Raw genomic sequence first — 24,709 nt, forward strand, 5'->3', positions numbered from 1 at the left:
AGACCGGCAATGCGCATCTGTTGCAGTCGCCGTGGAAGCCGGGCGATCCTGTCTGGCAGGGCACCATCGACGGGCATGTCGTCGCGGTGCAGGTGCGCCCGATCGCGAACGGTATCCGCCTCGCGCATCAGGGCGTCGAGGTGCCGGTCTATGTCTGGACCGAAGCGGAAGCTGCCTCGGCGCGGCTGATGCCGGTGACCACGGCTGCCGACACCCGCAAGAAGCTGCTTTGTCCGATGCCCGGTCTCGTGGTCTCGATCGCGGTGACCGAAGGGCAGGAGGTCAAGGCCGGCGAGACGCTCGCGGTGGTCGAAGCCATGAAGATGCAGAACGTTCTGCGCGCCGAGCAGGACGGCACGGTGAAGAAGATCCACGCCAGCGCCGGCGCGACGCTCGCGGTGGATGCGCTGATTTTGGAATTTGCGTAACGTCATTGCGAGGAGCCACCGGGTCCGCGCGAAGCGCGGCCCGATGACAGGCTCCGCGACGAAGCAATCCAGTCTGTCTCTGCGGATGCATTTCTGGATTGCTTCGCTTCGCTCGCAATGACGGAGTATGCTGCGGCCTCCGTGACCTAACCGAGACATCACCATGGCCTTTCGTTCCCGCCGCGAAAAACTGCGATCGATCCTGTCGGGCGGGACGTGCGTCCATCCCGGCTCGGTCTACGACGCTATCTCGATCCGCATCGCCGAGGATCTCGGTTTCCCGCTCGGCATGTTCGGCGGCTCGGTGGCTTCGCTCGCGGTGCTCGGCGACCCCGACATCACGCTGATCACGCTCACGGAACTTGCCGAGCAGATGCGGCGGATGTCGCGTGCTGCAGCGCTTCCGGTGTTGGTCGATGCCGATCACGGCTATGGCAACGCGCTCAACGTGCGTCGCACGGTGCAGGAGCTGGAAACGGCGGGCGCCGCCGGCCTCACCATCGAGGACACGCTGCTGCCGGCTGGCTTCGGCGAAGCGAAGACGCAGCTGATCTCGCTCGAGGAGGGCGTCGGCAAGATGAAGGCGGCACTCGACGGCCGCGGCGACCCCTCGCTCGTCATCATGGGCCGCACCGGTGCGGCCTCGATCACCTCGATCGAGGATGCGATCCGCCGCGCCAGAGCTTATGAGGCTACCGGCGTCGACGCGCTGTTCTTCACCGGCATCAAGTCGCGCGCCGAGCTCGAGGCCATCGTGTCTGCGACGCGCCTGCCGATCGTGCTCGGCGGCGCGCCGGAGGAGTTGAACGTGCTCGAATACCTCGCTGGCCAGCGCGTGCGCATCGCGCTTCAGGGCCACGCGCCGATCGCGGCCGCAACGCAGGCCGTCTACGAGACGCAGAAGGCGCTACGCGACGGCACTGCGCCGAAGAATCTCAAAGGTCTCCCATCGTCGGACTTGACCAGCCGCGTCACGCGGGAGGCCGACGTCAAGGCGCGGAGCGCCGATGTCCTCGGACTGAAACAATGAGCCGGGCGATCCTCCAGGTCATGATCCGCGGCCGCGTGCAGGGGGTAGGCTACCGGGCCTGGCTCGAGTATCAGGCGACGACGTGCGGTCTCGAAGGCTGGGTCCGCAACCGCCGTGACGGCAGCGTCGAAGCGCTGTTCGCGGGGCCGCCGAAGCACGTCGCGGACATGGTTGCGCTGTGCCGCCACGGCCCGCCGTCCTCGCGCGTCGACAGCGTCACCAGCGAGACGGCCGACGTCGATGAACTGAACTTGCGCCGAGCAGGCGAGGCGTTTTCGGTGTTGCCGACGGTGTAGCTAAAGAATCACCGCGGCAGCTTGGCGATCGCTTCGCTCAATTCGTGGATCTCGTAGGGCTTGCGCAGGATCGGGAAATCGCCGCGCACGCCTGCGGCGACTTCGCTGTAGCCGGTGGCGAGCAGAATCGGCAGGCCGGGGCGGATCTGGCGGAGGTGATGGGCGAGGCTGAGCCCGTCCATCTTGCCGGGCATGACGATATCCGAGAACACGAAGTCGACGCCGTTCTTCTCGATCTCGCTCAAGGCGGCTTCGGCGTCCGCGACCCGGCGCACCTGATAGCCGAGCTGCTCCAGAAGGCCGATGCTGACGGCGGCGACGTCCGGATTGTCCTCGACCAGCAGCACCGTGCCGCTGCCTTGGAACGCCGGTTCTCCCGCCGCCTCACGCGATGGCTCGTCTTCTCCGCGCGGCAGCAGGATGGTGAAGGTCGTGCCCTTGCCGAGCGCGCTCGCGACCCGGACCGTGCCGCCGGCCTGATGGGCGAAGCCGTGCACCTGGGAGAGACCGAGGCCAGTGCCTTTTCCGATCGCCTTGGTCGTGAAGAACGGCTCGAAGATCTTGTCGAGAACGTCGGAGGGAATGCCGAGGCCGGTATCGGTGACGTCGATCGCGATGAATTCGCCCACGAGGGGGTCCTCGTCGAGCACGAGATTGCGCGCTGCGATCGTCACCGTGCCTCCGTCGGGCATCGCGTCGCGGGCATTGATGACAAGGTTGAGCAGCGCGGTCTCGAGCTCGGAAACGTCGGTCCTGATCGGCCAGACGTCGTCGCTGACGTCGAAAGCCAGGCGCACGGAGCTGCCGACGCCGGCATCGAGTACCTCGCGGATCGCCGCGATGCGGTCGGCGAAGTCGATCGCCTGCGGATTGACGCTCTGCCGCCGCGCGAAGGTGAGGAGCTGGTTGGTTAGCGCGGCGCCGCGCCTGGTAGCGGTCTCGATGGCCGAGATCGCGCGCTGAAGCTTGGCTTTGTCGTCGGCCCCTCGTTTCAGCATGTGGAGGCTGCCGCTGATGATCATCAGGAGGTTGTTGAAATCGTGGGCGACCCCGCCGGTGAGCTGGCCGAGCGCGTCGAATTTCTGGGATTCGGCGAGCTGCTTCTGCATCGCCTCGAGCTTGAGCTGGGTATTGCGCCGCTCGGTGATGTCGCGCGTGATCTTGGCGAAGCCGACCAGCTCGCCGGCCTCGTAGATCGGATCGATCACGACGCTGGCCCAGAAGAAGGTGCCGTCCTTGCGGACGCGCCAGCCTTCCTCCTCGTAGCGGCCCTTTTCCCGCGCGATGCCGAGCGCACGGGCGGGCTTGCCGTTGGCGCGGTCGGTCTCGGTGTAGAACCGGGAAAAGTGTTGGCCGAGGATCTCCCCGGGTGAATAGCCCTTGATGCGCTCGCCGCCAATGTTCCAGCTGGTGATTCTCCCGGTGGGATCCAGCATGTAGAGTGCGTAGTCCGCAACTCCTTCAACTAACAGGCGGAAACTGCGTTCGCTTTCGAACAAATCCCTCTGCTGACTAGACTTCTCGACCATTCGCGGACCCTGCCTCAACGGGGGCAAACGCAGTAGGTGGCGGATTGTTCCCGGAGGTTGGAACATTTTTAGGCAACATTGCGCGTCCGTATGCAGGACGCAAGCCAGCAGACGCTCGCCCGCATTCGAGCCGGAAAGCCGTGCGCGTCAGACCGCCGCCACGCTACGGAACGTCGCCGCCACCGCACGCAGCGCCGCCAGCTTTGCGGGATCGCTGACCTTCGAATGGAGCATCACCTTTGAGCTGCCGAGTTTCGGCAGCTTGTGGGCGGGGCCGACGTCGACCAGGCCTGCCGGCGCGATCCGTCGCGCCAGCGGCGCGATTGCAAGTCCGGCGAGCGCGGCTGCAACCACGGCGGTGACGCCGCCGCCGACGAAGCGCTCACGCCATTTCAGGCCGGCCTTGTCGAGCGCGCGCACAGCGATGGCGCGGACGCCGCAGGGCGGGGCGAGCGTCGCGAGCGGCAAAGGCTGCCCCTTTGGCACGGTGAAGCGTCGTGACGCGAACCAGCCGAATTCGTCCTCGGCCAGCGTCTCTCCGCCGCGCCGGCTGCCTTCCTGGCGCACGATCACCGCATCCAGTCGGCCCGCATCATAGGCCTCCTGCATCTCGCGCGAGAAGCCGATGATGACGGCAAGCGTGAGGTTCGACGACATCGCATGCAGGCGTTCGAGCAGGGGTACCAGCTCCGGCCCCGCAGCATGGTCGGAGATGCCGAGCGAGAGCGACTGCGCGACCGAGGCCTCGCCCGATAGCGCGCGGTCATGCGCCGCGATCAGCGCGCGGGCGCGCTCCAGGAACGTCGCGCCGTCTGCCGTGAGCCGGACCGCGCGCGGCGAGCGCTCGACGAGACGTTTTCCCAGCAGCGTCTCCAGCCGTTGCAGCTTGAGGCTGACAGCCGCCTGGGTCGTGCCGAGCGCTTCGGCGGTCCGCGTGAAACTCTGGAGGTCGGCGACCAGCAGGAAGGCCTGGACGGTGGCGATGTCGAGCGTTGCTATCATTACGATTTCTTATCACTGGTATCAACAGAGATAAGATACCAAGATGTCGAGGGCGGGTCTAGCTTCTCACCAACGCCGCGCAACATCTGCGCGACATCCGAGGAGAACGACCATGCCGCTGATCACCGTGTCCTACACCACCCCGCGCCAGTCGCCGCCGCTGAAGGCCGACATCGCGAGCGCCGTATCCGAGCTCACCGCAAAAATCCTGCACAAGGACCCTGAGGTCACGGCCATTATCGTGAAGTCGGTGGAGGCGAGCGACTGGTTCGCTGGCGGCAAGTCGCTCGCAGAGCAAAAGCTCGCGAGCTACTGGACCGACATTCACGTCAGCGAAGGCACCAACACCAAGGACGAGAAGGCCGCCTATCTCGCCGCGATGTTCCAGCGCATGGCCGGGATCCTGGGCCCGCTGCATCACGAGACCTATCTGCATGTCGACGAGGTCAAGGGCGACGCCTATGGCTTTGGCGGCCTGACCCAGGAGCGGCGCTACATCGCCGGCAAGCTCGAGGTTTCGCCGGAGAAGGCGTGAGGAGGGAGGCCGCGGGTGAATAACCGCACCCGCGGCCTGAACCGTTGCCAGGGATCGTCAGCTCGCTATGCGAAACTGAACTTCGTCCTTGTTCAGGAAACAGGTCTTGTCGAACAGCTTCAGGTCGAGCGGGTTCGGCAGCCTGACATCGTCCAGGTCAGGGCAGGGTTTGAGCGAGGAATCATAGGAACGGTCGATCTGCGAGATGAAGACGACGATCAATCCCTTGTCGTGCGCGAATGATTTCAACGCGCGCACCTGAACGGTGAGGTCGGGATTTTCCCGCCGCTGGTCCAGCAGCTGCAGATAGTCGATCACCACGACCGTGCCGCGCGGTGCTGCGGCCATCTGCTTGACGACGTAGTCGGCACTGATGGCGTCGGAGCAATCGACCTCGAAGAGTTTTTCGAACTCCGCCAGATCCACGCCGATCGCCCGAAAGCGATCCAGAACGTCTTTCTCGGTGTATTCGAGCGAGAAGAACGCGGCGCGGTGGCCCGACCGCATCGCCTCTACGGCAAGCCCGAGGCTCATCAGGGTCTTGCCCTGGCCGGGACGCGCGCCCACCAGCACCAGGTCACCCGGTTGGAATTGCGGGAAAAGCCGGTTGGCCGGCGTCGCTGTGGCCGCTTTCGCCGCGAGCAGGCTCCATGCGGAAAAGCCTTGCGTCGCAGCGACGCGGTCGAGCGCATCGTGCAGCGGGATGCCTACCTCGTGGGACAAGCGCTTCGCTTTTCGTTTCAGATGATAAATGGGTGCAGACAGTCTCATCGCAAAAACCTCCCATTGCAAGCTGAAGCGCAACCCCTCCTTATGCCTTGGCGCTCGAACAGTCGGTCCGATGATCAATTCGCCCGGCATGACATCTGCTTTCCCGGCGGAGGGGGGAGGCGTGGGCGACACCGGAATCGAGGGTAGCTGATTCCGGGTTTGCCGAGAATGAGGGAGACCGAAGTTAGGCCGCTGCTTCCGGCATCAGCGCCTGGGTCGGCCCGAACAGCTCCTCGAAGGCTTGCCGAAGCGCCACGTCGACATCGCTCATCGTCAGGAGCTGGCCGAGATCGACCAGCGAGGTGACGCCGTAGCGGGGATCGGCGACGCCGCAGGGCACGATGCCGGCGAAATGTGACAGCTCCGGCTCGACATTGATGGCAATGCCGTGAAACGAGACCCAGCGCTTCAGCCGGACGCCGATCGCGGCGATCTTGTCCTCGTGCTCGGGTCCCTTGTCGGGCCGCTTGACCCAGACGCCGACCCGGTCCTCGCGCCGCTCGCCACGGATGTTGAAGGCGGCGAGCGTCCGCAGAATCAGCTCCTCCAGACTCGCGACATAGGCTCGGACATCCGGCCGGCGGCGCTTCAGGTCAAGCATGACATAGGCCACGCGCTGGCCGGGCCCGTGATAGGTGAGCTGGCCGCCGCGCCCGGTGGCAAAGGTCGGGAATCGGGCATCGAGCAGGTCGGTGGTCTTGCCCGAGGTGCCGGACGTGTAGAGCGGGGGGTGCTCCAGCAGCCAGACCAGCTCCGGGGCTGCACCGGCCGCGATCGCCGCGGCGCGCGCCTCCATTTCGGCGACCGCCTCCGGATAGGGCACCGGCGCGTCCGAAATCCGCCATTCCACTGGCTCGCCGGTGGAAGCGGAAAACGGCGTCAAATCGAGCTCTTGGCGGGGGTGTTGGGGCGAATTAACCATTGGCTAACCATAACCGGGTGATGATCCCAGGAGCAAATACCAGTCCCTAGTCCTAGTCCCAAGTTGCGGTGGTGCTGAAGTGCCTACTCTCGACAAAGTCACCGTGGACCTCATGGTCGTCCTCGGGACGACGACCATGCCGATCCATCAGGTATTGCGTCTTTCCCGCGGCGCCATCATCGAGCTGGACGCAACCGAGGCCGACGAGGTCAAGGTTCTGGCCAATAATTTACCGGTCGCCTCCGGGGTGGTGCTGGTCGACCGCAACCGCATCGCGGTCGAGGTCAAGCAGATGCTGCCACGTGTCCCGGGCACACGGTAGCGGCCCGGGCAGGCGTCGCGGCCCGGGCAGGCGTCGCGGCCCGGGCACGCGTCGCGGCCTGGGCACGCAGTAGCGGCCGGGCAGGCGGAAAAGGCCGATCCCGGCGCAAGGAGCCGGAACTTTCCTGCCAAGCTTGTGGAATTCAGGGCCTTTGGAGGCTTGTACCCCTCTGACGGATTTGTTAGATCGGCGCCGTTGATCCGGTTGGCCTTCAAGCCTCAAGCCGGCATCCCCAAAGCGCTCGTGGCGGAATTGGTAGACGCGCTGCCTTGAGGTGGCAGTGAGTAAAATCGTGGGGGTTCGAGTCCCTCCGAGCGCACCAAGCAAACAGACACGCGAAAGATTGTTTCGCGATTTTCGGTGCCCGCCCTGTTCGCGCTGCGGACCCTGGAACGGGGCCTCCCCAAGTCTTCGATGTTCGATCTCGCGGCCGAGGGTTCGCTCCCTCGGCGCGATCGGGCATGAAGTTGCCTGGCGAAGTTCGCTATGCCCTCACGTCCGGGTTCCCTTAGTTTGCCTGCGGTCGAGACTCCGGCTCGATCTGCGTGGCGGCGGGCTTAAACACCCTCGCCGGATGGCTGAAGATCTCGAACTCGTCGCCCCGCGCTATGCCGACAAGCGTGATCCCGCTGGCTTCGGCCGTTCGGACTGCGAGCGCGGTCGGTGCAGACATGGCAACGACGACGCCGGCGCCGATCGCGGCGGTTTTTTGCACCATCTCGACCGAAATCCGGCTGGTGAGAATGACGGCGCCAGCGCGGCCGGATGCTCCTTCCGTCGCGAGAGCGCCGGCAAGCTTGTCGAGGGCGTTGTGGCGCCCCACGTCCTCGCGCACCGTCATGGTCTTGCCGACTGGCTCGAAAAAACCCGCGGCGTGAGCGGCGCGTGTCTTGTGGTTGAGGATCTGTGACTCGCTGAGGGTTGCGACGGCCGTGCTGATCTGCTCCGCCGTGAGGTTCGCTGGCTGCTCGACGCACTGAACGATCCGCCCGGCTTCCCGCAAGCTGTCGATGCCGCACAGGCCGCAACCCGTCGGCCCGACCAGATGTCGCCGGCGCTCCTTCAGGCGGCGCCCGGCGTTCGTTCGCAGCCATAGCCGCAGTTCGATGCCGTCGCGACCGGAAACGACCGTGAGCTCCTCGATCTCGCCGATGTCCCCGATGATCCCTTCGGTCAGGCTGAATCCCACAGCAAGATCGGTCAGATCGGCGGGAGTTGCCATCACAACGGCGACGGTCGTTCCGTCGTAGACGAGTGCCACGGGACATTCCTCCGCCAGCATCCGCTCATCCCGCGTTCCGCTCGACGTCAGCCGGGGCATTCTCACGGATGCCGTGGGCATGGATGCGCGATCGTGTGCGCCGGATCGAGAGCCGTGCATGGGTGTTCGTCCTACGTCGATTCATCGACGCACGAACCGGAGCAAGGTTCCGAACGCTTGGAACTTGCCATCCCATCTCGGGTTTTGCGTGCAGGGCTTGCGATTGAAGGAAACGCCATGCGGCAAAAGGCAAAGGTCGAGAACTATGATGCGCCGGCAGGCGGCTGGGGCTCGCTCAAAGCCGTTGCCAGTATCCTGACACAGGAAGAGGTCGCCATTCTCGGCAGCGAGATCCTGCTCAAGCAGAACAAGCCGGACGGATTCATGTGCGTGAGCTGCTCCTGGGCCAAGCCGGCCAAGCCGCGTCCGTTCGAGTTCTGCGAAAACGGCGCCAAGGCGACCGCCTGGGAGATTACGCGCAAGACCGTGACACCGGAGTTCTTTGCGCAACATACGCTGGCTGAACTACGAACTTGGTCCGATCATCAGTTGGAGGAGCAGGGGCGCCTGACGACGCCGATGCGTTACGACAGGGCAAGCGACAAATATCTGCCGGTCGACTGGGAGGAGGCCTTTGCGGCTATCGGCGCCGAGCTGAACCGGCTCGATCCCCGTTCGGTCGTGATGTACACGTCTGGACGTGCCTCGCTCGAAACCAGCTACATGTACCAATTATTCGGCCGCATGTACGGCACCAACAATTTCCCCGACAGCTCGAACATGTGCCACGAAACCACGTCGGTGGCGCTGCCGGAGGTGATCGGAGTTCCGGTCGGGACCGTTCTGCTGGAGGATTTCGAGACTACCGGTTGCATCTTCTTCTTCGGCCACAACACGACCACCAATGCGCCGCGCATGCTGCATCCGCTCCAGGAGGCGGCGCAGCGCGGCGTGCCGATCATATCTTTCAATCCGCTGCGCGAGCGCGGCCTGGAGCGTTTCGTCAATCCGCAAAATCCGGTCCAGATGATCGCCGGCGGCACGCGCATCAGCTCGCAATATTATCAGGTGCGGGTCGGCGGTGATGCTGCGGCGATCGTCGGGATTTGCAAATGGGTGATCGAGGCGGACGACCTCGCGCGCAAGAATGAAGCTGCGCGCGTGGTGGATGTCGAATTCATCCAGCAGCACACGGCCGGCTTCGAGGAGTTCGCCGCATTCTGCCGTACACAGGATTGGGACGAGATCGAACGGGCCTCGGGGCTTTCGCGCGGTGCGCTGCGCGAAGCCGCGAACACCTATATGGAAGCCAAGGCTGTGATCGCCAATTACGGCATGGGCATCACCCAGCACAAGCACGGCGTCGAGACGAACAAGATGATCGTCAACCTGCTGCTGCTTCGCGGCAATATCGGCAAGCCGGGCGCGGGCATTTTGCCGATCCGGGGCCACTCCAACGTGCAGGGCCAGCGCACCGTCGGCATCTCCGAGAAGACCAAGCTGGTGCCGCTCGACAAGCTTGCGGAGCTTTACGGTTTCGAGCCGCCGCGGTGGGAGGGACTGTCCACCGTCGACGCCTGCCAGGGTATTCTGAAAGGCGACGTTCGCGGCTTCGTCGGCCTCGGCGGCAATTTCCTGCGCGCCGTTCCGGAGCGGTCCCTGATGGAGCCCGCCTGGTCCGGCCTGCGCCTGTCGGTGCAGATCGCGACCAAGCTCAACCGGACCCACCTCGTGCCGGGCGAGGTCACTTATCTGCTGCCGTGCCTCGGCCGGATCGAGATCGACCGGCAGGCCAGCGGCGCACAAGCGGTGTCGATGGAGGATTCCACCACCTGCATTCACGGATCGCGCGGCCAGCGCAAGCCGGTGGCCGACCATCTCCTGTCGGAGCCGGCGATCGTCGCCGCCCTGGCAAAGGCAACGTTGAAGCCCAACCCCAAGATCGATTGGGACGCCTGGGTCGCCGACTATTCGCGGGTTCGGGACGCCATCGAGCGCACCTATCCCGACCAGTTCAAGGACTTCAATGCGCGCATGTTCGAACCCGGCGGTTTTGCGCGGCCGCTCGCGGCGCGCGAGCGGAAGTGGAAGACCCCGAACGGCAAGGCCAACTTCACCGTTCCGAAGTCGGCCTTCGCGCCGCCGCGCGAGACCGACCGCGTCTATGAGCTGATGACACTGCGCGCGGACGGGCAGTTCAATACGACGATCTACGCCGAAGGCGATCGCTTTCGCGGCATCGAGGGCGGCCGCTACGTCGTGTTCATGAATCCCGCCGACATGGAGGGAGACGGGTTGAAAGCAGGAGATACCGTCACGCTGGTGACGGAGGCGGGCGACGGTGTCGAACGCAGCCTGAGCGAACTCCAAATCGTCCCCTATGGCATCCCGCGCAGGAGCATTGCGGCTTATTATCCGGAGTGCAACGTGCTCATTCCGCTCTGGCATTACGCGGAGGGCAGCAAGGTCCCTGCGGCAAAATCCATTCCGGTGCGTCTGTTCAAGGACATCCTTCCAGAGATCGTCGAGGCCGGAGAGGCTCCGATCTCGGCGTCGTGAACGCCGTCGATCACGCCCACAGGAGTGAAGGACGATGAGAGACAGCGCGTCGGACGTGACCGACATCAGCGACGCCGTTCACTTGTGCATCGACATGCAGAACATCTTCGCTCCGGGTGGCCTTTGGGAGACGCCATGGATGGCGCGAGTGTTGCCGACGATCGCCTCGATCGTTTCGCGCCATCAGGCCAGAACGATCTTCACGCGATTCATCACGCCGGAAGATCCGGAAGATCGTCCCGGACAGTGGCAGCGCTATTTTCGTCGCTGGCGCGAAGCGACCCGCAAACATCTGCCGCCATCCGGCCTCGAACTCGTGCCGGCTCTGAGCCGCTTCGTTCCGCCGGCCGCCGTCATCGACAAGCCGGCCTATTCCGCGTTCAGCAATCCTGGCCTCGCGAGCCTGCTGATCGACAAGAACGTCGGCACGGTCGTCATCACCGGGGCGGAGACGGACGTCTGCGTGCTCTCGACGGTCCTGAGCGCCGTCGATCTCGGCTTCAGGGTCGTCATCGTCGAGGATGCGCTGTGCAGCTCGTCCGACGTCGGCCATGATGCGCTGATGACGATGTATCGCACCCGCTTTCACGGCCAGGTCGATCTGATGACCGCCGAGGAATTGGCGGAGTTCTGGCGCGAGTAGGGCACGACCCGCTCAATTGACATTGTCGCCGAGCATGTTGCGGAAGGCGGCGGCGACGGCGGCAATGCCGCTGGCGCCGTGCATCAGCGCGATCTCGCCCTGTTGCTCATGGCGGATGGCGTGGGCCATCACACGCAGGCGCAGATCGCCGCGGCTATGCCACATCTGGTCGGCCATCCTGACCGCGCCTGCGTGATGCTTGCTCATCGTCTCGACGAACACCGTGTCGAATTGGTCCGCCGGCGCGGCCTTGACCTGTCGCATCTCGGCCTGTGTCAGGAAGCCCGGCATGGCGGCACGTTCGTCCGAGCTGCAATCGGGCATCTCGGTGTCGAACCAGCTCAGCCACCACGTCTCGAAAATCCGGTTCTCGCCGGTCTGGCTTGCGACCATCAGCATCGCCAGCTTTCGCAGATGCGGGTCCTGCGCGCGCTCGGTGGCGATCCGGGCCAGCGCGACGCCCTGGGCGTGATGCGCAGTCATGTGGCGGATGTAAGTCTGGTCCGCGTCCCTGTCGCGGCCCGCCCACTGCGGCTCGTAACCATGGCTGCCGAACAAGGCAGCCGCGCCGAGCAGTGCGATCAAAGCCAGCGCGCCGGTGATCCAGGCATCGGCGAAGCGAACATCGCGCGCGGGTGCTGCTCCCCCGGTCCAGCGCAGCCGGGCAAACAGGGGGTACATCACGGCCGAGGAGCCGTGGACGAGCAGGCCGATCCAGTAGGGCTGCTGCAGCGTGAACAGCGGTTGCCAAAACGGAAACAGGGGCACCAGCACGAACCATTCCATGCTTGACGAGAACACGGCCCAGGGCAGCGCGAGCAGCAGGATCGTCAGCGGCCGCAGGTCGGCGGTCCAGCGCCCGAGCACACCGAAGAACACCAGAGCCCAGGAGAAGTCCGCCCATTGGTGGAAGGCGATCCCGACAAGGATCGCGCTCCACGACGGCTCTGCGCTGATCGCCCAATCGCGCGCGGGGATGGCGGCGACCGTCATCCAGTCGACGGCGGCATCGCGTCCGATGCGCGCGGCGAACAGCTGGCTGACGATGGTCGAGAAGGTGCTGCTGACCAGGCCGAGTTCGGCAGCGGCGACCCAGCGCGAGCGTCGCCGTGAGGCGGCTTCATCACCGGTGCGAATTGACTTGGAAATGGCTGACGGCGCGGCGGCGTTCACGTCAGCTGATTGAGTTTCTTCAACGGATTGAGCTCGCTCGGCTTGCTCTGTTCGTCCCGGCCGCGCTCCGCTTGCTGCTTGCCTTCCTCATGGAGATCCTGATCCCCGACGATCTCGCCGACGGCCTGTTTCGTCTTGCCGGCGATCCGCTGACCGAGGCCCTTGGTCTTGCTCATGATCCGCCTCCTGGCTCACGCCGCCACCCCGGCGCTTGAAGGGGGTGAGCGCCGGGGCTGCGGTTTCGTCTATTCAGCCTCCGGCAGGGGGGACGTCGGAGGCGTTGATGAGACTCTCTGACGCGCGGATGGTTCCTCGGCCGTCACCGTGGCTCGAGTTCGATGATCACGCCTTCATTGCCGCGGAGCAGGATGGAGGCGTCCGGCAGCGGCTCGGACGGCAGGTCGAGATGCGTCGACATCAGCAGGCGGCCGCGACCTTGCCAATGCAATTTCCGCGGCTCGGCGGCAATGTTGAGCGCGACCAGAATTTCCTTGCCGCCATCCGTCCGCCTGTAGGCAAGAACGTCGTTCTGCGCGCGTAGGGGCTCGTAGCCGCCGTGGCGCAGGCACGCGCGCTCGCGCCGCAGTCGCATCAGCGCGCGAAACAGCGCCAGGATCGAACGTGGGTCGCGCTGCTGCGCGGCCACGTTGGCCGCGCCGTCGCGCGGCTCGAGCGGCAGCCATGGATCGCCGGTTGTAAAGCCGCCGTTGCTGCTGTCATCCCATCGCATCGGCGCGCGTTCGGGATCGCGGCAAAGGCCATACCCCGGCACGAGCTTCTCGAAGGGATCGTGGACGCGGTCGGGCGGAATGGGAACGCGCTTGCGGCCGATCTCGTCGCCCATGAAGAAGAAGGGCGTTCCCCGCAGCGTCATCAGCAGCATCGCCAGCACGCGCATTTGCGGCTCGCCGATTTGGCTCGCGATCCGTTGCTTGTCGTGACCACCGATCACCCAGACCGGCCATGCATGATCCGGGATGGCGTTGAAATACGCGTCGATCGTTGCTTGCAGGGACAGCGCGTCCCATTGCGAGTCCAGCAGTGCGAAATTGAGGGGCAGATGCAGGCGCGGTCGGTCGTTGCCGTAGAAGTGGCCGATGCGGTCGGTCTTGCCTTGGACTTCACCGCACAACATCCGCCCTGGATAGCCGTCGATCACCTCGCGAATGAATTCGATGCAATCCATCGTCTCCGGCCGGTCGTCGGTAAAGACGGGCGTCTGGCGCTGCGGCGGCGGCTTGCCTTTCGCTTGCGGGTTATGCGGATTGTCGCGCAGCAGCGCGTCCTTGATCAGGACCGCGCTGGCATCGACGCGAAAGCCGTCGACGCCGCGATCGAGCCAGAAGCGCATGACGTCGGCGATCGCGGCGCGCAGTTGCGGGTTGCGCCAGTTCAGATCAGGCTGCTCGACCAGGAAGGAGTGATAGTAATATTGCCGCCGCGCCTCGCACCATTCCCAGCCGCTGCCGCCGAAGCGGCTCAGCCAGTTGTTGGGCGGGCCGCCGTTCTCGGCTGCGTCGGCCCAGATGTACCAATCGGCCCTCGCGCTGTTCCGTGAGCTGCTGCTCTCGACGAACCATGCGTGATCGTTCGCGGTATGATTGGGCACGAGATCGAGGATCACGCGGATATCCGCCGCGTGCAGGGCCTTGAGCAGGCGGTCGAACGCCTCGAGGCTGCCGAACGCAGGATCGATCGAGCAGTAGTCGGAGATGTCGTAGCCGAGGTCGCGAAACGGGCTCTTGTAGACCGGCGTCAGCCACACGGCGTCGACGCCGAGCCATTTCAGATAGTCGATGCGGGATGTCAGGCCGGCGAGATCACCCTTGCCGTCGCCGTCCGAGTCCTGGAACGAGATCAGTGCGATTTCGTAGATGACGGCGGATTCCCACCACGCACCTTCGTTACGGGACGCTTCGCTCATTGTCTTGCATCACCTCGTCGCGCGTTCTCAGGTCCGTTCCGTCGCGGCGTGCGCTGCGATCTGCTTGGCCGCGGTTCGGGCGCTCTCGATGCCCTTGGGAAAGCCGCTGCGGTTCGGATACAGCTTGCGCCGTGCGTCGCGCGGCGGCCGCTGCGGCTTGGTGTCCTGCGCGGCGCGGTAATCGAGCATCGCGATGCCGCCGACCATCAGCAGCGCCAGCGCGATATTGCCCTTTTTGGGATTGTCCGCGGTCAGCCCCGAGAGCAGCGCGGCGGCATCGAGGCCGTCGCCGCCGACGCGGGCCCACAGGCCGGCGTTCTTCTCGACCGAGAGCGTCATGACCCCGGCCAGGATCTCGCGCAGGCCGAAGGTGCGGACCAGCGTCTCATGGCCCTCCATGCCCAGCGTTTCCGTGACGCGCCGCGGCGCGAAGAATTCCACGACGCCGAGACCGATGCTGAACCAGCCGAGCGCACGGGCGAGCTGGTCTTCGGGCCGCTTCAGGCTCGGGCCGCCCTCGACGATTTTCGGGTCGCCCTTGGTGCGAACGATGTTGGAGAAATGAAACATGGGTCTTGCTCCTCAGGGCTTCAGCACGACCTTGACGCAGGAGTCGCGCTTGTCGCGAAACACCTGGTACATCTCGGGGCCTTGGCTAAGCGGGACGGTGTGGGTGATGACGAAGGACGGATCGATCTGACCTTCCTCGATGCGATGGAGCAGGTCGTCGGTCCAGCGGTTGACGTGGGTCTGGCCGGTGCGCATCGTCAGGCCCTTGTTCATGAAGGCGCCCATCGGCAGCATGTCGGAGAATCCGCTGTACACGCCTGCCACCGAAATGATGCCGCCGGGCCGGCAGACATAGATCATCTCGCGCAGCACATGCGGCCGGTCGCTCTCCACCATGACCATCTGCTTGGCGCGGTCGAGCAGCGTGTCGGGCAGGGACGCCATCACATGCGACTCCATCCCGACGCAATCAATACACTTCTCAGGGCCTCTGCCGTCGGTGAGCTCCTCGAGTCGCTCGAGGACGCTTTCGGTTTCGAAGTTGATGGTGGTGGCGCCGCCCGCTTCGGCCATGCTGAGCCGTTCGGGCAGGCAATCGATCGCGATCACCTGGTTGGCGCCGAGCAGGATGGCGCTGCGGATCGCCATCTGCCCCACGGGACCGCAGCCCCAGATCGCGACCGTGTCGGTCGGCTCGATGTCGCATTGCACGGCGGCCTGCCAGCCGGTCGGGAAGATGTCGCTGAGAAACAGCAACTGCTCGTCGGGAATGCCCGCGGGCACCTTGATGTGCGTGGCGTCAGCGAACGGCACGCGCAAATATTCGGCCTGGCCGCCGGGATAGCCGCCGGTCAGGTGCGTATAGCCGAACAGGCCGGCGCCCGAATGACCAAACGCTTTTTCAGCGAGATGACTCTTGCGATTGGTGGTTTCGCAGACCGAGAAATTGCCACGCTTGCACTGGTCGCATTCGCCGCAAATGATTGTGAAGGGCACGACGATGCGGTCGCCCTTCTTCAGCTTGCCGTCGACGCCCGAGCCGACCTCGACCACTTCGCCCATGGTCTCGTGGCCCATGATGTCCCCGGGCAGCATGCCCGGAATGTAATTGTGAAAGAGGTGGAGGTCCGAGCCGCAGATGGCGCAGCTCGTGACTTTGATGATGGCATCCCGCGCGTCCTGAATTTCCGGATCGGTGACGGTGTCGCAGCGTATGTCTTCCTTGCCGTGCCAAACCAGCGCCTTCATCTCTGTTCTCCCGAGCTACGAGGCAACCAAGTCGAACAACGAACGATGGTTGCTATTGCACAGTGCAAAATCTTTGCGCCGCACCAGCGTGCGTCCCCGATAGGAACGAGCGCCCATTGCGGTGATTGGAGCGTCATCAATCCCCCTCGAGGATTAGCGAAGGATACGCTCATGCCCGCCAATCAACTTGCCGTCGTCACCGGCGCCTCCACCGGCATCGGGCTGGAACTCGCCAGATGCTGTGCCCAAGCAGGTTTCAACCTTGTCATTGCGGCGGACGAGCCCGAGATCGAGAGGGTGGCCGTCGATCTGCGCAGGCTCGGCAGCAGCGTCGAACCGGTCCAGGCCGATCTCGCCACCACCGAAGGCGTCGACGAGCTCTGCGCCGCGGTCGGCGACCGGCCGATCGACGCGCTGCTGGCCAATGCCGGCGTTGGTCTTGGCAAGGCCTTCCTCGACCAGGATTTTGCCAGGATCAAGCACCTCGTCGACACCAACATCACCGGCACGCTGTATCTGATCCATCGCGCCGGCAACGCGATGCTTCGCCGCAATTCGGGGCGCATCCTGATCACGGGCTCGATCGCGGGATTCACGCCGGGCAGTTTTCAGGCGGTCTACAACGCCAGCAAGGCGTTTCTTGATTCATTCTCATTCGCGCTCCGCGAGGAGTTGCGCGACAGCGGCGTCACCGTCACCTGCCTGATGCCTGGCGCCACGGAAACGGAGTTCTTCCGCCGCGCCGACATGATGGATACCAAGGTCGGCACCGAGCCGAAGGACAGTGCCTACGACGTCGCGAAGGCCGGCTTCGACGCCATGTTGCGCGGGGAGTCCGACATCGTGACCGGAATGAAGAACAAGATCCAGACCACGATCGCCAACGTCACGCCGAACGAGATGCTGGCCAAGCAGCATCGGAAGATGGCGGAGCCGGGCACGGCGAAGTCGTAGAACGATACCGTCGCAATCTAAGCTAACCGGTGCGGCGCGGACCGATAAGGAGGACGCCGATTCACATAGCCTAATGCGCAAAGCTCCCCGCGCCGTCAGACTGGTTCGGCTGGAAAAAGGGGGCTGTGATGCCGATGGATCGCGTCGAACAGGCCTTTGTCGCAACGGCAATCACGGGTTTTCTCGTCATGATGGCGGCGATCGTCTGGATGATGATGGGTTGATGACCGGGAGGGCTGCTGATTTGCGGATCGCGTTGCCCTATGCTGCGGTGCTTCTGTGTCTGGCGGTGACCGCCTGGCTCGCTTTCGCGCATCTGTTCTGATCGCCGTCAGGCTCGGCCGTGCGGATCGGCGATCAGCGCGGCCAGCCTCTGTGCCATCGCAGGCATATCGATCGGTTTCTCCAGGATCGGCACGTCGTGGAATTCCGGACTGATCGTGACCTTGTCGTATCCGGTCGTGAAGAGGAAGGGGACGTTCCGTGCCTTCAGTTCGCGCGCGACCGGAAAGATCATCTCGCTGCGGATGTTCACGTCGAGCACGGCGGCATCCAGAACACTGCCGTCGTGCAGGATACTGAGTGCGTCGTTGAGATCGCCCACCGGGCCCGCGATGTCTGCGCCGAGCGCGCGACATGCTCTGCCAATGTCGTCGGCGAGAAAATATTCGTCTTCGACAATGAAGATGCGTCGCCCGCTGAGCGCCGACTCTGGACCTGACGATCGAGGCGACATCGCCATGGTGCCTTCCACCCCTTCGTTGCCGGTTCATAGGAACATAGGGCGGTGACCCGCCTTGGTACAAACGAATACAACCGATAGTGGGTTCCATGAGCAACCGCGACATCATCGTCATAGGTGGCTCGGCCGGCGCGACCGCGCCGCTGAAGCAGATCCTGGGCCGGCTGCCGCCGGATCTGCCCGCGGCGGTGTTCATCGTGCTGCACATCCCGGCGCAGGGCATCGGCATTCTCTCGACGGTGGCCAGCAGCGCCGGTCCGCTCCCGGTCCGGCAGGCCGAAAACGGCATGAAGATCGAGCCAGGCCGGGTTTATCTGGCCGCACCGGACCACCATCTGCTGCTGTCCGAGGATCGCGTATTCCTCGGGCGCGGCCCGCGCGAGAACATGGTCCGGCCGGCCATCGATGCCTTGTTTCGCTCGGCCGCCATCAACTACGGCCCGCGTGTGATCGGTGTGCTGCTCAGCGGCCTGTTGTCCGACGGTTCGGCCGGTCTCAACGCCATCAAGCGTTGCGGCGGGATTTCGGTGGTTCAGGACCCCTCGGATGCCATCGCCGATGAAATGCCAAGGAGCGCCCTCGAGGCGACCATCATCGATCTTTGCGTTCCCGGCGCCGGAATGGGCGACGTGCTGTCTGATCTCGCCAGGGAGGCTGCCGGCGCCGCACTGCCGATCCCGCCGGAGATCCGGCTCGAGGTCGAGATCGCGGCCGGCGAACGGATCGGCAGTGACCGTCTCGTCTCGATGGCCGATCCGGTTGCGCTGACCTGTCCGGCCTGCGGGGGCGTCCTGTCCGAGATGAAGGAATCGCACCCGATGCGCTTCCGTTGCCAGGTCGGTCACGCCTTCGCCGCCGACGTCCTCGCAAAAGAGCAGGAGGGGCAAGTGGATGAAGCCCTGCGGGTCGCACTGCGCATCATCGAGGAGCGGGCCGAGCTGGTGCAGCGCATGGCCGCCGACGGACGGCGCAACGGCCGGCCGGCGGTGGCCGAGATGTACCAGGCGCGCGCTGCCGAATATCGCGAATATGCCGACATGATCCGGCGCGTTGTGCTAAAGTCGCTCGATCCTCCCATTCGCAGGCGGGAGGCTTGAGGGTCGCGATGGCCATTTCCCTCGCCGAATGGACCGAGCAACTCGATACCGAGCGCCGCCATCTGATCAAGGCCGATCGGGATATCGAGGAGGGTTCGCGGCGCATCCTCGATCAGGAGGCGCGCATCCGCGAGCTCAGTGCCGGCGGCCACGACGCGGGCCAGGCGGAACGGTTGGTCGAGGCGCTGAAGCAGACCCTCACGGAATGGCTGCGCCATCGCGTCCTGATCGAGCAGCGGATCGCCTATCTTCGGCAGCAAGTCGGTCCGGAGTGATCTGGGGGCGTTGGCAGGCCACCCAAGCTCAATGCCTAATGCCCAATGCTCGCTGTACGGAACGCAGCGTGACGTTTCCGCCTTGCACCTGTTGGGATAATATCAATTCTGCTATTTGCGGCGAGCGGGCGTCCTCTGGTTCCCGTCAATGAATGAGAGCTATCGAGATCATGCATGAAATCGGCGACCAGCCGGTCGAAAGAGAGCGCCAGACCAGGTCTCCGCTGATCATCGGGGTGGGCGCCGCGCCGACAGCTCTGGATAGTGTCGAGCGGTTCTTTTCCAGGCTGACCGTAAGCGCCGACCAGGCCGTCGTGCTCGCGTTCCAGCATCATGAGGCCCTCGACGAGCCGCGGCTGCGCCAGATCGTGCGAAATTCCCACGGTGGCAAGATTTCCGACGTCGGTAACGACCAGACCATCGAGGGTGGCACGATTTATCTGTGCCCGCCCGCGATGATCACGACGATCCACGGCGGTCGCTTCGGCGTTCGCCCGGCCGAGCAGGCGCCCGGCGAGCGGGCGACGATCGACAGCTTCCTGGTGTCGCTGGCGGAAGAACGCGCCGAGCAATCGATCGGCGTGATCCTGTCCGGCATCGGCGGCGATGGCACGTTGGGTACCGCGACACTGAAGGACCACGGCGGTCTTGCCATCGCCGAAAAAGGCGCGAGCGACGACGCGGATCATCTGAAGGACGCCGATACGCCGGCCGCGATCGCCGACTACGTGCTGACCGCCGAAGACATCGCCGAGCACATCCAGGTCTATGCCCGTCATCTGCGGCGGCTGGAGGAGAAGCAGGGGTTCGATGAGGTGCTGGCTGCTGCAGCGACCTCGCTGTCGCGCATCGCCGACATCCTGCGCAGCAAGACCGGCAATGATTTCCACGGCTACAAGCAGAACACCTTCCTGCGTCGCGTGCAGCGGCGGATGCAGGTGGTCCAGATCGGCGACATTTCCGCTTACGTCGATTTCCTGCGCAACGACCAGGACGAGGCGCAGCACCTCTTCAACGACCTCTTGATCGGCGTCACCGAATTCTTCCGCGACAAGCGTGAATTCGAGGTGCTGGAGAACCAGATCGTCCCGAAGCTCTTCGAAGGCAAGGACGCGAGCCAGCAGGTTCGCGTCTGGGTGCTCGGCTGCGCAACCGGCGAGGAGGCCTATTCGATCGCTATCCTCCTGCGCGAGTACATGGCCAAAATGGACTCGCCACCGCAGGTTCAGATCTTCGCGACCGACATCGACGGACGGGCGCTGGCGGCTGCGCGCGTCGGCCGCTATCGCACCAAGATCGAAGCGGAGATGACCGGCGAGCGCCTGGCGCGCTGGTTCGTGCGCGAAGGTGACACCTATTGCGTGGTCAAGGAGCTGCGCGAGATGTGCATCTTCTCGCAGCACAACGTGATCAAGGACGCACCGTTCTCCAAGCTCGATCTCGTCTCCTGCCGCAACCTGCTGATCTACCTCAATGCCGAATTGCAGAACCGGGTGATCCCGTTATTCCACTTCGCCCTTCTGCCGGATCGGTTCCTGTTCCTCGGCAATTCCGAGAACGTCACGCGGCATCCAAAACTGTTCGTGCCGATCGACCGTCGCGCCCGCATCTTCAAGAAGCTCGAGACCGGAACCCGGCTGCCGCCGGAATTTCCCATCACGACCGCTGCCGGGAGGGCAACCCTCGAGGTGGCGCCGTCGCGCTCGTTCCGCCCCGACGTCGGGCTGGAGCGCCGCGCACAGCGGATCGCCGAGCGCTATGCGCCCGCCTATGTCATCGCCGACAGCAACTTTCAGGTCCTGCACTTCTCCGGGCGCACCGGACGCTACATCGAGCCGACGGCAGGCGCCGCCACGCTCGATCTGCTCCAACTCGTCCACCGCGATCTCCGCCTGGACCTGCGTGCGGTGCTCAGCCGCGCGGCGGAGACCAACGAGCCCGCCCATGCCGAACAGGTGCAGCTCGGCGCCAACGGCCAGCACATTCCCGTCGACATCACGGTGGAGCCGATCCAGGAGGGCGGCAGCGGCGATCGCAATTTTGTCGTCCTGTTCAAGGACGGCCCGGTGCGCGCCATCGATGCCGGCGCAGGCAAGCCCAATGCGTTGGTGCAGACCGAGCATGTCGAGCGTATCGAAGGCGAGCTGCGGGCGACGCGGGAGCGCCTTCAGGCGACCATCGAAGAGCTCGAAAGCACCAATGAGGAGCTGAAGTCCTCGAACGAGGAATACCAGTCCCTCAACGAGGAGCTCCAGTCCGCGAACGAAGAACTCGAAACCTCGCGCGAGGAATTGCAGTCGGTCAACGAGGAGCTGACCACCGTCAACGGCGAGCTTGCTCACCGCGTCCAGGAATTGACGCGCGCCACCAGTGACCTCCGGAATTTCCTGGAGAGCACGCAGATCGCGACCGTATTCCTCGACAACGAGTTGCGCGTGATGAACTTCACGCCGGCGATCACGCAAATTCTGCATCTCGTAGAAACCGACATTAGCCGGCCCATCGCGCACATCAAGGCGCGCGTCCCGATCGAGGACCTCTATGACGACGTTCGCAGCGTGCTGCGGACGCTTGCCAGCGCCGAGCGCGAGCTGAGGGCGCCGGACAGCGGCACGCGCTACATCGTGCGAATCCTGCCCTATCGCAGCATCGAAAACTTCATCGCCGGGGTCGTGATCACCTTCGTCGACATCACCGCCATGACCCGCGCCGAGGAGCGGCAGCGCCTGCTGCTGGCCGAGCTCCAGCATCGGGTCCGCAACACGCTCGGCGTGGTGCGCTCGATCGCCCGTCGCACGGCCGATACGAGCTCGACGGTCGAGGAGTTTGCCTCTCATCTCGACGGCCGGCTCAACGCTTTCGCCCGTACCCAGGCGCTGGTGACCCGCGATCCCGAAGGCGGCGTCGATCTCGAATACCTCGCCGTCGAGGAGATGCTGGCCTATAATGCCAGGGAGGGCGAGCAGGTACGTGTCAGCGGTCCCCCGGTGCGTTTTCAGTCGAAGGCAGCGGAAACCTTTGCCCTTGCCATTCACGAGCTCGCGACCAACGCACTCAAATACGGCGCCCTGAGCCGGCCGACCGGTCGCATCGAGATTTCCTGGCGCCTCGAGCAGGGCACCGACCCGGCGGAGCTGGTGTTCGAGTGGCGGGAGCGCGGTGGGCCGCCGGTTGCGCCGCCGCCGCACAAAGGATTTGGGACCGAGCTTCTGGAGCGCACACTCGCGTTCGAGTTCAAGGGGCAGACCAGGTTGGCATTCAGTCCCAAGGGATTGGAATGCACGATCACCATTCCCCTCAGCAAGCGGGCGTTTCATACACCGGCGGTGGCCAGCTGATGCCCTTGTCGACGCTAGATCGCAGCCAGGTGGACCCGGTCATTCGCCGGCTGAACGTGCTGAGGCCCTTGTCGACGGAGGCCCGCACCTCGCTCGAATACGCGATGCTCGAGGGAATCCAGCGCGCAGGAGCGGGCGAGGATCTGATCTCGGAGGGCGATCCGGTCGACAGCGTGCGCCTCGTGCTGTCCGGCTGGCTCTGCCGCTACAAGACGCTGGAGGACGGCCGGAGACAGATCGTCAATTTTCTCTTTCCCGGCGAAAGTTGCGACGCGCACGCGTTCCTGCTCTCGGTGATGGATCATTCCATCGCGGCGATGACGCCGGTCGTCTACACCGAAATCAAGCGCGCGCGGTTCGAGAGTCTGGTGGCGGGCGACCGTGGGCTCGCGGAAGCGTTCTGGTGCGAGACGCTCGTCAACAACGCGATCCAGCGCGAATGGGCCATCAACCTCGGCCGCCGGGTGGCCTTTGAACGCGTGGCCCATCTGTTCTGCGAGATCATCGAGCGGCTGCGTCCTGTCGGCATGGTCGAGGGCAATTCCTGCGTGATGCCGGTGACGCAAATGGATCTTGCGGACGCCACCGGCCTGTCGGTGGTCCATCTTAATCGCACGGTTCAGGAGTTGCGTGCTTCCGGCCTGATCGTGCTGCGCGATCGCACGCTGACCATCACCGATCTCGATGCGCTCAAGGATGCGGCGCTGTTCTCCCCGAGCTATCTGCAACTCTATCGACGGAGCTAAGCGTTTGCTCGCTTCGGGAACGGTCGTACTTGATCCAGGTTAGTGTTCGCGGATGTTTTTTGACCGGATGGCTGGTTTTGAGTAATTGACGTAACTTACGTAAAGGCAGTTTCGTCCCGAATCCTGTATTGTCGTTCTATGAACGACGTCCTGCTTGCCCGCGCTGAGCGCGCGATCGAAGCAAGCCGCGCCCTCCGGGCGCAGCGCAGAGCGGTCGCGGATCAGCTTGATGACGCCACGCGCCAGGTGCGCCGGGTGGTGTTGGAAAGCGCGATGTTGCGCTCGGAGCTCAAGGCCCTCCGCGACGACCGGGAAGGACAGGATCTCCGGCACCGCGCGCCGTCGGAATAGGAGCCGACGACACTAAACGTCTAGCTGCGCCGGGATGGGTGCCCCGCTCAACGCCGCTTCGCTGCTTTGGATCGCCTGTTGTATGGCGAGCGGTTGACGGGCCTGAGCGAAATGCCTTCGCGCTGCGCCTTGCTGCGAATGGCCGCAACCGGGCGCTGCAGCTTGATGCTCATGACGCCCGTGGGCGTGTTTCCTTTTGCGAGCTGCTTCAGCTTGCTCACGTCCGCAGGTGTCCACCGTTCGCGCGCCCTGCGCTTGTACGCGGGATTTGCCTTGCGCGGGCCTTTGCGGCCGATCGGTGAGCCCGGCCGTTTCCATGCTGCTTTCGCCATGATGATCCTCCTTCAAGTCCTTCATCAATAAGCGAATCAGCATTTCGGTTCCGGCGCACTCGAAGCAGCGCCGGCGTGCGAAGGGAATGCGCACATCCGTCGCTGCTCGGCCCCTTCGTTTCGCACCAGCAAAATCACGCACCGTTAACTTATTGAAATGCCGGAACCTGCGGTTGCGGCCGAAGCTGCCAACACTGCCGGGCTGGGCCGCCCCCACCGGCATGAACTTTGGCCCCGGCGCCCGACCTCCCGCCGGGGCCAATTCCTCCGATCAAAAGGGCTTTGTGAAAGTACAATGACCGCGAAACGCAACCGCAGGAAACAGACCCAATCGCTCCAGGAGCGGTTGGCGGCATTCGCCCAAACCGCTCGCGAGCGCGCGCGCAGCCTGCCGCCCGGCAAGGAGCGCGACATGCTGCTTCAGCGCGCCAAGCAGAACGAGGTGACCTCCAACCTGACGGACTGGCTGAGCGAACCCGTCTACCCGAGACGGGGAGGGTGACGATGCGGAGCATCAAGCACTACCGCGCGTTCCAGATCGATCCGGACGGGCATGTGTTTGGATGCATCAACCTGGTCTGCGACGATGATGAGCAGGCCAAGCGCGAGGCCGCATCGCTCGTGCTGGTGCACCGCATCGAATTGTGGCGGCTGGACCAGCGCATCGCGCAGTTCGATGCGCCGCCGGAAGTTGTTCGCCAGTAGGGCGACGAGAGGAGAG

27 protein-coding genes and 1 tRNA gene are annotated in these 24,709 nt (G+C 64.5%); 16 read left to right on the forward strand and 12 right to left on the reverse strand.

What is annotated here, in order from left to right; translation table 11 throughout:
• The 3 genes from IVB13_RS00045 to IVB13_RS00055 form a co-directional block, all read left to right on the forward strand.
• The coding region (locus tag IVB13_RS00045; protein WP_247487235.1) for a biotin/lipoyl-containing protein at positions 1-428 on the forward strand (428 nt) is incomplete at its 5' end.
• A 163-nt stretch (positions 429-591) separates the two neighbouring features.
• Positions 592-1,458 (forward strand): isocitrate lyase/PEP mutase family protein, encoded by an 867-nt coding sequence (locus IVB13_RS00050; RefSeq protein ID WP_018455234.1) that lies wholly within the window; start codon positions 592-594, stop codon positions 1,456-1,458.
• On the forward strand, positions 1,455-1,754 hold the full coding sequence (locus tag IVB13_RS00055; protein WP_007603158.1) for an acylphosphatase: 300 nt from the start codon (positions 1,455-1,457) through the stop codon (positions 1,752-1,754). Before IVB13_RS00050 ends, IVB13_RS00055 begins: the two co-directional genes overlap by 4 nt.
• Before the next feature lie 8 nt (positions 1,755-1,762).
• Here IVB13_RS00055 and IVB13_RS00060 read toward each other — a convergent pair whose 3' ends face one another.
• Both IVB13_RS00060 and IVB13_RS00065 read right to left on the reverse strand, forming a co-directional pair.
• The gene (locus IVB13_RS00060) at positions 1,763-3,283 is read right to left on the reverse strand and encodes a PAS domain-containing sensor histidine kinase (protein ID WP_247487237.1); all 1,521 of its coding nucleotides are present in this window, start codon (positions 3,281-3,283) and stop codon (positions 1,763-1,765) included.
• Positions 3,284-3,430: 147 nt separating this feature from the next.
• Positions 3,431-4,285, reverse strand: a complete 855-nt coding sequence (locus IVB13_RS00065; protein ID WP_247336146.1) for a LysR substrate-binding domain-containing protein — start codon at positions 4,283-4,285, stop codon at positions 3,431-3,433.
• A 112-nt stretch (positions 4,286-4,397) separates the two neighbouring features.
• On the opposite strand from IVB13_RS00065, the gene IVB13_RS00070 reads away from it, so the two are divergent.
• Positions 4,398-4,820: a 4-oxalocrotonate tautomerase family protein gene (locus tag IVB13_RS00070; RefSeq protein WP_247487239.1), complete on the forward strand. Its 423-nt coding sequence runs from the start codon at positions 4,398-4,400 to the stop codon at positions 4,818-4,820.
• A 57-nt stretch (positions 4,821-4,877) separates the two neighbouring features.
• Here the strand turns inward: IVB13_RS00070 and IVB13_RS00075 are convergent, their stop codons facing one another.
• Both IVB13_RS00075 and lipB read right to left on the reverse strand, forming a co-directional pair.
• On the reverse strand, positions 4,878-5,591 hold the full coding sequence (locus IVB13_RS00075) for a DNA helicase (protein ID WP_018455229.1): 714 nt from the start codon (positions 5,589-5,591) through the stop codon (positions 4,878-4,880).
• A 184-nt stretch (positions 5,592-5,775) separates the two neighbouring features.
• Positions 5,776-6,513 (reverse strand): lipoyl(octanoyl) transferase LipB, encoded by a 738-nt coding sequence (lipB, locus tag IVB13_RS00080; RefSeq protein ID WP_247399122.1) that lies wholly within the window; start codon positions 6,511-6,513, stop codon positions 5,776-5,778.
• 79 nt (positions 6,514-6,592) lie between these two features.
• Here lipB and IVB13_RS00085 point away from each other — a divergent pair, with 79 nt between their 5' ends.
• Both IVB13_RS00085 and IVB13_RS00090 read left to right on the forward strand, forming a co-directional pair.
• Complete coding sequence (locus IVB13_RS00085; RefSeq protein WP_085351347.1) at positions 6,593-6,835, forward strand: FliM/FliN family flagellar motor switch protein; 243 nt, start codon at positions 6,593-6,595, stop codon at positions 6,833-6,835.
• A 237-nt stretch (positions 6,836-7,072) separates the two neighbouring features.
• A tRNA-Leu gene (locus IVB13_RS00090) sits at positions 7,073-7,157 on the forward strand.
• 186 nt (positions 7,158-7,343) lie between these two features.
• Here IVB13_RS00090 and fdhD read toward each other — a convergent pair.
• Positions 7,344-8,216, reverse strand: coding sequence for a formate dehydrogenase accessory sulfurtransferase FdhD (gene fdhD / locus IVB13_RS00095; protein WP_249808079.1), 873 nt, complete (start codon positions 8,214-8,216; stop codon positions 7,344-7,346).
• Between the two features lie 117 nt (positions 8,217-8,333).
• Here fdhD and IVB13_RS00100 point away from each other — a divergent pair, with 117 nt between their 5' ends.
• Positions 8,334-10,655, forward strand: coding sequence for an FdhF/YdeP family oxidoreductase (locus IVB13_RS00100; RefSeq protein ID WP_018455225.1), 2,322 nt, complete (start codon positions 8,334-8,336; stop codon positions 10,653-10,655).
• 34 nt (positions 10,656-10,689) lie between these two features.
• On the forward strand, positions 10,690-11,298 hold the full coding sequence (locus tag IVB13_RS00105; protein WP_018455224.1) for an isochorismatase family cysteine hydrolase: 609 nt from the start codon (positions 10,690-10,692) through the stop codon (positions 11,296-11,298).
• 12 nt (positions 11,299-11,310) lie between these two features.
• Here IVB13_RS00105 and IVB13_RS00110 read toward each other — a convergent pair whose 3' ends face one another.
• From IVB13_RS00110 to IVB13_RS00130, 5 genes are all read right to left on the reverse strand, one after another.
• The gene (locus IVB13_RS00110; protein WP_247487241.1) at positions 11,311-12,471 is read right to left on the reverse strand and encodes a DUF305 domain-containing protein; all 1,161 of its coding nucleotides are present in this window, start codon (positions 12,469-12,471) and stop codon (positions 11,311-11,313) included.
• Positions 12,468-12,647 (reverse strand): hypothetical protein, encoded by a 180-nt coding sequence (locus IVB13_RS00115; protein ID WP_018455222.1) that lies wholly within the window; start codon positions 12,645-12,647, stop codon positions 12,468-12,470. The genes IVB13_RS00110 and IVB13_RS00115 overlap by 4 nt, the downstream gene beginning before the upstream one ends.
• A 143-nt stretch (positions 12,648-12,790) precedes the next feature.
• Positions 12,791-14,395 carry an alpha-amylase family glycosyl hydrolase gene (locus IVB13_RS00120; RefSeq protein ID WP_247487243.1) on the reverse strand — a complete coding sequence of 535 codons (1,605 nt, stop codon included), beginning with the start codon at positions 14,393-14,395 and terminating at the stop codon, positions 12,791-12,793.
• A 27-nt stretch (positions 14,396-14,422) separates the two neighbouring features.
• The gene (locus IVB13_RS00125; protein ID WP_204511419.1) at positions 14,423-14,965 is read right to left on the reverse strand and encodes a hypothetical protein; all 543 of its coding nucleotides are present in this window, start codon (positions 14,963-14,965) and stop codon (positions 14,423-14,425) included.
• 12 nt (positions 14,966-14,977) lie between these two features.
• Complete coding sequence (locus IVB13_RS00130) at positions 14,978-16,153, reverse strand: zinc-dependent alcohol dehydrogenase (RefSeq protein WP_018455218.1); 1,176 nt, start codon at positions 16,151-16,153, stop codon at positions 14,978-14,980.
• 171 nt (positions 16,154-16,324) lie between these two features.
• Here IVB13_RS00130 and IVB13_RS00135 point away from each other — a divergent pair, with 171 nt between their 5' ends.
• Positions 16,325-17,107, forward strand: a complete 783-nt coding sequence (locus IVB13_RS00135) for an SDR family NAD(P)-dependent oxidoreductase (protein ID WP_018455217.1) — start codon at positions 16,325-16,327, stop codon at positions 17,105-17,107.
• A 331-nt stretch (positions 17,108-17,438) separates the two neighbouring features.
• Here IVB13_RS00135 and IVB13_RS00140 read toward each other — a convergent pair whose 3' ends face one another.
• Positions 17,439-17,849, reverse strand: coding sequence for a response regulator (locus tag IVB13_RS00140; protein WP_085384485.1), 411 nt, complete (start codon positions 17,847-17,849; stop codon positions 17,439-17,441).
• Positions 17,850-17,938: 89 nt separating this feature from the next.
• On the opposite strand from IVB13_RS00140, the gene IVB13_RS00145 reads away from it, so the two are divergent.
• From IVB13_RS00145 to IVB13_RS00165, 5 genes are all read left to right on the forward strand, one after another.
• A complete protein-coding gene (locus tag IVB13_RS00145) occupies positions 17,939-18,946 on the forward strand; it encodes a chemotaxis protein CheB (RefSeq protein WP_247362515.1) in 1,008 nt (335 codons plus the stop codon).
• Positions 18,947-18,954: 8 nt separating this feature from the next.
• The gene (locus tag IVB13_RS00150; protein WP_018455213.1) at positions 18,955-19,221 is read left to right on the forward strand and encodes a hypothetical protein; all 267 of its coding nucleotides are present in this window, start codon (positions 18,955-18,957) and stop codon (positions 19,219-19,221) included.
• A 170-nt stretch (positions 19,222-19,391) separates the two neighbouring features.
• Positions 19,392-22,559 carry a CheR family methyltransferase gene (locus tag IVB13_RS00155; RefSeq protein ID WP_247487245.1) on the forward strand — a complete coding sequence of 1,056 codons (3,168 nt, stop codon included), beginning with the start codon at positions 19,392-19,394 and terminating at the stop codon, positions 22,557-22,559.
• Entirely contained in the window at positions 22,559-23,305 is a 747-nt protein-coding gene (locus IVB13_RS00160) for a Crp/Fnr family transcriptional regulator (RefSeq protein WP_085351355.1), read from the forward strand. Before IVB13_RS00155 ends, IVB13_RS00160 begins: the two co-directional genes overlap by 1 nt.
• Before the next feature lie 138 nt (positions 23,306-23,443).
• Positions 23,444-23,656, forward strand: a complete 213-nt coding sequence (locus tag IVB13_RS00165; RefSeq protein WP_247487247.1) for a hypothetical protein — start codon at positions 23,444-23,446, stop codon at positions 23,654-23,656.
• A 12-nt stretch (positions 23,657-23,668) separates the two neighbouring features.
• Here IVB13_RS00165 and IVB13_RS00170 read toward each other — a convergent pair whose 3' ends face one another.
• A complete protein-coding gene (locus IVB13_RS00170) occupies positions 23,669-24,211 on the reverse strand; it encodes a hypothetical protein (RefSeq protein WP_247487249.1) in 543 nt (180 codons plus the stop codon).
• 72 nt (positions 24,212-24,283) lie between these two features.
• On the opposite strand from IVB13_RS00170, the gene IVB13_RS00175 reads away from it, so the two are divergent.
• Positions 24,284-24,490: a hypothetical protein gene (locus tag IVB13_RS00175; RefSeq protein ID WP_018455208.1), complete on the forward strand. Its 207-nt coding sequence runs from the start codon at positions 24,284-24,286 to the stop codon at positions 24,488-24,490.
• Between the two features lie 2 nt (positions 24,491-24,492).
• On the forward strand, positions 24,493-24,693 hold the full coding sequence (locus tag IVB13_RS00180; RefSeq protein ID WP_247412476.1) for a hypothetical protein: 201 nt from the start codon (positions 24,493-24,495) through the stop codon (positions 24,691-24,693).
• Positions 24,694-24,709: the final 16 nt, after the last annotated feature.

Origin of the sequence: Bradyrhizobium sp. 17 (genome assembly GCF_023073515.1) — a bacterium.
Lineage (GTDB): Bacteria > Pseudomonadota > Alphaproteobacteria > Rhizobiales > Xanthobacteraceae > Bradyrhizobium > Bradyrhizobium canariense_D.

What these genes read in the sequence shown, in the direction of transcription:
- IVB13_RS00070 (WP_247487239.1), top strand. Translation starts at nt 4,398, where the DNA reads ATGCCGCTGATCACCGTGTCCTACACCACCCCGCGCCAGTCGCCGCCG.
- IVB13_RS00160 (WP_085351355.1), top strand. Translation starts at nt 22,559, where the DNA reads ATGCCCTTGTCGACGCTAGATCGCAGCCAGGTGGACCCGGTCATTCGC.
- IVB13_RS00130 (WP_018455218.1), bottom strand. Translation starts at nt 16,153, where the DNA reads ATGAAGGCGCTGGTTTGGCACGGCAAGGAAGACATACGCTGCGACACC.
- IVB13_RS00165 (WP_247487247.1), top strand. Translation starts at nt 23,444, where the DNA reads ATGAACGACGTCCTGCTTGCCCGCGCTGAGCGCGCGATCGAAGCAAGC.
- IVB13_RS00120 (WP_247487243.1), bottom strand. Translation starts at nt 14,395, where the DNA reads ATGAGCGAAGCGTCCCGTAACGAAGGTGCGTGGTGGGAATCCGCCGTC.
- IVB13_RS00150 (WP_018455213.1), top strand. Translation starts at nt 18,955, where the DNA reads ATGGCCATTTCCCTCGCCGAATGGACCGAGCAACTCGATACCGAGCGC.
- IVB13_RS00180 (WP_247412476.1), top strand. Translation starts at nt 24,493, where the DNA reads ATGCGGAGCATCAAGCACTACCGCGCGTTCCAGATCGATCCGGACGGG.
- IVB13_RS00170 (WP_247487249.1), bottom strand. Translation starts at nt 24,211, where the DNA reads ATGCCGGTGGGGGCGGCCCAGCCCGGCAGTGTTGGCAGCTTCGGCCGC.
- IVB13_RS00060 (WP_247487237.1), bottom strand. Translation starts at nt 3,283, where the DNA reads ATGGTCGAGAAGTCTAGTCAGCAGAGGGATTTGTTCGAAAGCGAACGC.
- IVB13_RS00125 (WP_204511419.1), bottom strand. Translation starts at nt 14,965, where the DNA reads ATGTTTCATTTCTCCAACATCGTTCGCACCAAGGGCGACCCGAAAATC.
- IVB13_RS00100 (WP_018455225.1), top strand. Translation starts at nt 8,334, where the DNA reads ATGCGGCAAAAGGCAAAGGTCGAGAACTATGATGCGCCGGCAGGCGGC.
- IVB13_RS00105 (WP_018455224.1), top strand. Translation starts at nt 10,690, where the DNA reads ATGAGAGACAGCGCGTCGGACGTGACCGACATCAGCGACGCCGTTCAC.
- IVB13_RS00065 (WP_247336146.1), bottom strand. Translation starts at nt 4,285, where the DNA reads ATGATAGCAACGCTCGACATCGCCACCGTCCAGGCCTTCCTGCTGGTC.
- IVB13_RS00055 (WP_007603158.1), top strand. Translation starts at nt 1,455, where the DNA reads ATGAGCCGGGCGATCCTCCAGGTCATGATCCGCGGCCGCGTGCAGGGG.
- lipB (WP_247399122.1), bottom strand. Translation starts at nt 6,513, where the DNA reads ATGGTTAATTCGCCCCAACACCCCCGCCAAGAGCTCGATTTGACGCCG.
- IVB13_RS00140 (WP_085384485.1), bottom strand. Translation starts at nt 17,849, where the DNA reads ATGGCGATGTCGCCTCGATCGTCAGGTCCAGAGTCGGCGCTCAGCGGG.
- IVB13_RS00175 (WP_018455208.1), top strand. Translation starts at nt 24,284, where the DNA reads ATGACCGCGAAACGCAACCGCAGGAAACAGACCCAATCGCTCCAGGAG.
- IVB13_RS00135 (WP_018455217.1), top strand. Translation starts at nt 16,325, where the DNA reads ATGCCCGCCAATCAACTTGCCGTCGTCACCGGCGCCTCCACCGGCATC.
- IVB13_RS00145 (WP_247362515.1), top strand. Translation starts at nt 17,939, where the DNA reads ATGAGCAACCGCGACATCATCGTCATAGGTGGCTCGGCCGGCGCGACC.
- fdhD (WP_249808079.1), bottom strand. Translation starts at nt 8,216, where the DNA reads ATGCACGGCTCTCGATCCGGCGCACACGATCGCGCATCCATGCCCACG.
- IVB13_RS00075 (WP_018455229.1), bottom strand. Translation starts at nt 5,591, where the DNA reads ATGAGACTGTCTGCACCCATTTATCATCTGAAACGAAAAGCGAAGCGC.
- IVB13_RS00050 (WP_018455234.1), top strand. Translation starts at nt 592, where the DNA reads ATGGCCTTTCGTTCCCGCCGCGAAAAACTGCGATCGATCCTGTCGGGC.
- IVB13_RS00155 (WP_247487245.1), top strand. Translation starts at nt 19,392, where the DNA reads ATGCATGAAATCGGCGACCAGCCGGTCGAAAGAGAGCGCCAGACCAGG.
- IVB13_RS00115 (WP_018455222.1), bottom strand. Translation starts at nt 12,647, where the DNA reads ATGAGCAAGACCAAGGGCCTCGGTCAGCGGATCGCCGGCAAGACGAAA.